This window comes from Bradyrhizobium sp., from assembly GCF_028868675.1.
Lineage (GTDB): Bacteria > Pseudomonadota > Alphaproteobacteria > Rhizobiales > Xanthobacteraceae > Bradyrhizobium.
Genome location: NZ_JAGWUA010000286.1, coordinates 1 through 4,678, shown reverse-complemented (window position 1 = coordinate 4,678; position 4,678 = coordinate 1). Strand labels below are relative to the sequence as shown.

At 65.4% G+C, this 4,678-nt stretch carries 8 protein-coding genes; 5 read left to right on the top strand and 3 right to left on the bottom strand.

From position 1 onward, the window contains the following. Positions 1–17 precede the first annotated feature (17 nt). Positions 18–623 (top strand): aminoacyl-tRNA hydrolase, encoded by a 606-nt coding sequence (gene pth / locus KGM94_RS23695; RefSeq protein WP_300264670.1) that lies wholly within the window; start codon positions 18–20, stop codon positions 621–623. A 126-nt stretch (positions 624–749) separates the two neighbouring features. Further along, positions 750–1,847 carry a redox-regulated ATPase YchF gene (gene ychF, locus KGM94_RS23690; protein ID WP_300264668.1) on the top strand — a complete coding sequence of 366 codons (1,098 nt, stop codon included), beginning with the start codon at positions 750–752 and terminating at the stop codon, positions 1,845–1,847. A 152-nt stretch (positions 1,848–1,999) separates the two neighbouring features. On the opposite strand, the gene KGM94_RS23685 is transcribed toward ychF, so the two are convergent. After that, positions 2,000–2,293: a DUF4282 domain-containing protein gene (locus KGM94_RS23685; protein WP_300264666.1), complete on the bottom strand. Its 294-nt coding sequence runs from the start codon at positions 2,291–2,293 to the stop codon at positions 2,000–2,002. A 151-nt stretch (positions 2,294–2,444) separates the two neighbouring features. Between KGM94_RS23685 and KGM94_RS23680 the strand changes: the two genes are divergently transcribed. From KGM94_RS23680 to KGM94_RS23670, 3 genes are all read left to right on the top strand, one after another. Next, positions 2,445–2,900 carry a MaoC family dehydratase gene (locus tag KGM94_RS23680; protein ID WP_300264664.1) on the top strand — a complete coding sequence of 152 codons (456 nt, stop codon included), beginning with the start codon at positions 2,445–2,447 and terminating at the stop codon, positions 2,898–2,900. Then, positions 2,900–3,379 carry a MaoC family dehydratase gene (locus KGM94_RS23675; protein ID WP_300264662.1) on the top strand — a complete coding sequence of 160 codons (480 nt, stop codon included), beginning with the start codon at positions 2,900–2,902 and terminating at the stop codon, positions 3,377–3,379. The genes KGM94_RS23680 and KGM94_RS23675 overlap by 1 nt, the downstream gene beginning before the upstream one ends. A gap of 180 nt (positions 3,380–3,559) precedes the next feature. Beyond that, a complete protein-coding gene (locus KGM94_RS23670; RefSeq protein WP_300264660.1) occupies positions 3,560–3,706 on the top strand; it encodes a hypothetical protein in 147 nt (48 codons plus the stop codon). A gap of 51 nt (positions 3,707–3,757) precedes the next feature. On the opposite strand, the gene KGM94_RS23665 is transcribed toward KGM94_RS23670, so the two are convergent. Together KGM94_RS23665 and KGM94_RS23660 are read right to left on the bottom strand one after the other, a co-directional pair. After that, the gene (locus KGM94_RS23665) at positions 3,758–3,895 is read right to left on the bottom strand and encodes a hypothetical protein (RefSeq protein WP_300264658.1); all 138 of its coding nucleotides are present in this window, start codon (positions 3,893–3,895) and stop codon (positions 3,758–3,760) included. 155 nt (positions 3,896–4,050) lie between these two features. Next, the gene (locus KGM94_RS23660) at positions 4,051–4,464 is read right to left on the bottom strand and encodes a hypothetical protein (RefSeq protein ID WP_300264656.1); all 414 of its coding nucleotides are present in this window, start codon (positions 4,462–4,464) and stop codon (positions 4,051–4,053) included. Between the last annotated feature and the right edge of the window lie 214 nt (positions 4,465–4,678).

The following is a 4,678-nucleotide window of genomic DNA, read 5'->3' as shown; positions in this document are numbered from 1 at the left end:
GAGGGGCGCGCCGCGTCATGCGACTCTTTGTTGGGCTCGGCAATCCCGGCGCCAAGCACGCACGTAACCGGCACAATATCGGCTTCATGGCCGTCGACGGGATCGCGCGGCGTCATGGCTTCTCACCATGGCGCCGCCGCTTTCAGGGCGAGACCTCGGAAGGCACGCTCGGGGGTGAGCGCGTCATCCTGCTCAAGCCCGCCACCTACATGAACGAGTCCGGTCGCAGCGTGCAGGAGGCGGCGGGCTTCTTCAAGATCGCGCCCGGCGACGTCACCGTGTTCCAGGACGAACTCGAACTGGCGCCCGGCAAGGTGCGGGTGAAGATCGGCGGCGGCATCGCCGGTCACAACGGGCTGCGTTCGATCTCCGCCCATATCGGCAACGACTATCGCCGGGTGCGGCTCGGCATCGGCCATCCCGGTGTCAAGGAGCTGGTGCACGGCTACGTGCTGTCGGATTTCGCCAGGGACGACGCCGATTGGGTGAACACGCTGTGCGAGGCCGTGGCCGAGCATGCGGCTCTCCTCGCCACGGGCGCGGATGCGACCTTCGCCAACAAGGTGCACCTTGCCATGCAGGCGAAGGGGTTTTTGACCAAGGACGAGGACGGCAAGGAATAAACCTCGTCATCGCCGGGCTTGACCCGGCGATCCATCCTTCGAAGGCGATGGATGCGCGGGTCAAGCCCGCGCATGACGAATTCGAAAAACATTCACGCGCCCGGCGCGCGGAGACTGGAACGGACGATGGGATTCAAATGCGGAATCGTCGGGTTGCCCAATGTCGGCAAGTCGACCTTGTTCAACGCGCTGACCGAGACGGCGGCGGCACAGGCGGCGAATTATCCGTTCTGCACCATCGAGCCGAACGTCGGCGAGGTCGCGGTGCCCGATCCGCGGCTGGAGAAGCTCGCCGCCATCGCGAAATCCGGCCAGATCATCCCGACCCGGCTGACCTTCGTGGACATCGCGGGCCTGGTGCGCGGCGCCTCGAAGGGCGAGGGGCTCGGCAACCAGTTCCTCGCCAACATCCGCGAGGTCGACGCCATCGCGCATGTCGTGCGCTGCTTCGAGGATTCCGACATCACCCATGTCGAGGGCAAGATCGCCCCGCTCGCCGACATCGAGACCATCGAGACCGAGCTGATGCTCGCCGACCTCGACAGCCTCGAGAAGCGCGTCGACAACCTCTCCAAGAAGGCCAAGGGCAACGACAAGGAGGCCAAGGAGCAGCTCGACCTCGTCAATCGCACGCTGGTGCTGCTGCGCGAGGGCAAGCCCGCCCGTCTCGTCGAGCGCAAGGCGGAGGAGGAGCGCGCCTTCGCCATGCTGGGCCTGCTCTCCTCGAAGCCCGTGCTCTATGTCTGCAACGTCGAGGAGGGTTCGGCTGCGGCCGGCAACGCCTTCTCCAGGGCGGTCGAGGAGCAGGCGGCGAAGGAGGACGCGGTCGCCGTCGTCATTTCTGCCAAGATCGAATCCGAGATCGCGACGCTGTCGCGCGAGGAGCGCGTCGACTTCCTCGACACTTTGGGCCTGGAAGAGGCCGGTCTCGATCGCCTGATCCGCGCCGGCTACAAGCTGCTCGACCTCATCACCTATTTCACGGTGGGGCCGAAGGAGGCGCGCGCCTGGACCATCCACCGCGGCACCAGGGCGCCGCAGGCGGCCGGCGTGATCCACACCGATTTCGAGAAAGGCTTCATCCGCGCCGAGACCATCGCCTATGACGATTATGTCGCGCTCGGCGGCGAGGCCGGCGCCCGCGATGCCGGCAAGCTGCGCCTCGAAGGCAAGGACTACGTCGTCGCCGACGGCGACGTGATGCATTTCAGGTTCAATACGTAGATGTTTCCGCATCGTCATTGCGAGTTTGGACCGGCGTTAAGGCGCCGACCCGCGTTGGATGAAACTTTGAGGAGCGCAGCGACGAAGCAATCCAGGCTGCTTCCGCGGATGCAGTCTGGATTGCTTCGCTTCGCTCGCAATGACGGGAGAGGCTATCGCATCCCGCCCTGGTCGCGGATGGCGCCGAGATGCTCGTTGATGCGGAACACGATCAGGATGAACTCCGCGACGATGCGCGAGAACACGATGCCGACGACGACGCTCGCGATCGACGACAGCAGCACCAGGAAACCGCCGAACGGGCTGATCGCCATCGCGGCGAGGCCCGAGAAGACGCCGGAGAGGCCGAACAGGCAGATCAGCGCGATCACCAGCCAGTAGAAGGTCTTGATGATCGTGGGCGTTATGAACCTGTCCCACTGGAACAGATCGGCGAATGTGAACATGCTTCTCCCCCGGCGAATCGGGCCAGCACCCGCGTCAATGTGACTCACGGCTCGGCCCGCCATCGGCAATGTAGCACGAGCCATGCGGGCGGGCGGGTTGAGATTGCCGCAAAGTGCGGCCACAATCTGTCGTTCCCCCGGCTATCCCAAGATGACCCTGACATTCGAAGACTTTTCACCCGGCCGATACGGCACGTTCGGCCCGCGCCACGTCACCCGCGACGAGATATTGGCCTTTGCCGCCGAGTTCGATCCGCAGCCGATGCATCTGGACGAGGAAGCCGCCAGCAAGAGCATGCTGCGCGGCCTGTCCGGCTCGGGCTGGCACCTTTGCTCGCTGATGATGCGGATGATGGCCGACGGCTTCATCACGAACGCGGCCTCGCTCGGCGCGCCCGGCGTCGACGAGGTGCGCTGGATGGCGCCGCTCCGGCCCGGCGACGACCTCACCCTCGACGTCGACGTGCTGGAGGCGCGCACCTCCAGGAGCCGCCCCGGGCTCGGCATCGTCAAGTTCAAGTGCACGGCGCGCAACGCCAAAGGCGAGGCGCTGTGCGAGATGACCTCGCCGATCCTGATCAGGCGGCGCGAGGCGGGGCAGGGCTGATGCGGTTCTTCGAAGACATCCAGATCGGCCAGCGCCGCGAGATCGGTTCCTACACGTTCACCACAGAGGCCATCAAGGCGTTCGCCGCAAAGTTCGATCCGCAGCGCTTCCATCTCGACGAGGAGGAGGGTCGCAAGTCGCTGTTCGGTGGCCTCGCCGCGTCGGGCTGGCACGTCGGCTCCGCCTGCATGAGCCTTCTGGTGGCCGACGGCCAGCGCCAGACCCGGGAGGCGCTGGCGCGCGGCGATGAACTCGCAGTGTGGGGGCCGTCGCCGGGCTTTCGCGATCTGCGCTGGATCCGGCCGGTGCTCGCCGGCGACACCGTCAGCTTCGCCAGCGAGGTTCTCGACAAGCGCACCTCCGGATCGCGCCCGGGCTGGGGCATCCTGCAGGCCCGCACGGTCGGCACCAACCAGCGCGGCGAAGAGGTCTACTCCATCCTCGCCACCGCCTTCGTGCCGATGCGCGGCGGTGCTTGAAACTAGTCGGCGAGTGTTGCACGCACGCTATGGACGCGTTTCGAAGCGGCTGCCATAAACCTCGCCATCCGGTTTCTTGCGCCGTTGCAGCGTGTCGCGTGGAACCAATGATTTGCTAACCAATTATGAACCTGTCGCTGTCTATTTGAACGCTGTGGCAGACGACGGGGGACGAGGACCATGGCAGACCGCGGCGGACTCAAGCTGGTCGGATTCATCTTCGCCACCGCGACGCTGGCGGTGATGCTGGTCGCCGTCATGGTGGTGAAGGGCTACGCCGACGGCGCCTATACGCTGGAAGCCTCCACCGTCGCCGCCAGCCGCTGATCCCCTGCTTTTTGAGCCTGCGTTAACGAAGTTGGCGGGGCTGCGCTGCGGTCAGCGGCTGTAGAGGAATGCCAGCACCGCGATCGCGACCGCCAGGATCCCGACGAAGCGCAGCAGGATCGTGCCGAACTGCGGCCGTGCGGCGCGCAGCGGGATCGGATCCGTGGTCTCTGGCCGAATGCTTTCCATCTCGACTGTCCCCGCGCGGCCATGCGCGCCAGTCCTTGGTCGCGACGGTGGCGGGGAAAGTTCAACGAGGACTTGGCGGGGCACGACAGGCTTGCCGAATCAAGACCGCCGCACTCCGGCTTGCGGAACGCGGCGGCGAAGACGAATGCGAAACCTCAGCCGTTGCGCAGCCCGTCGGCGGCGCGCTTCCACTGCGCGACGTTGTCGGCGATCATGCGCGTCGACTTCATCGCGGCCTGGCTGAGATGGGCATAGCCGGAAATCTCGCGCTGGACGCGCTGGCCCTCGGAATGGAGCAGGTCGCGCAGGCTCTCCAGCTCCGAGATCAGGTTCTCGATCTCGGCGAGCGAGGTGCCGGCGACGCGCTGGATCAGCGAATTGACGTTGTTCACGGTCGCCTCCGCACCGGGATCGACCGGCGCGGTGTCCGGGCTCGCGACCTGCGGCCGGCGCAGATAGGCGATGTCGTTACGGACGAAGTCGCGGATGCCATCCTCGACTTCCGCCACGGCGACGTTGTCGACATCGACGGTTTCTTCGATTTCTTCGGCACGATTGTGAGCGTTCATCGGCTATTCCCTTGGTTCGCGTTGGCGAGCGCGGACGTCCCCGCACGACGAAAGTTAAAGTGCAGGGTCATCTAGGGGGGCCGAATTTGACCGCATCTGGGCCGATCTGCGGCGATGCTGGGTTCATTCAGGGGGAGTAAAGGGGGCATGATCCGGAAAAGTGGGCACCGGTTTTCCCTGCGACAAACGCGAAGCGTTTGCGCGGAGATCATGC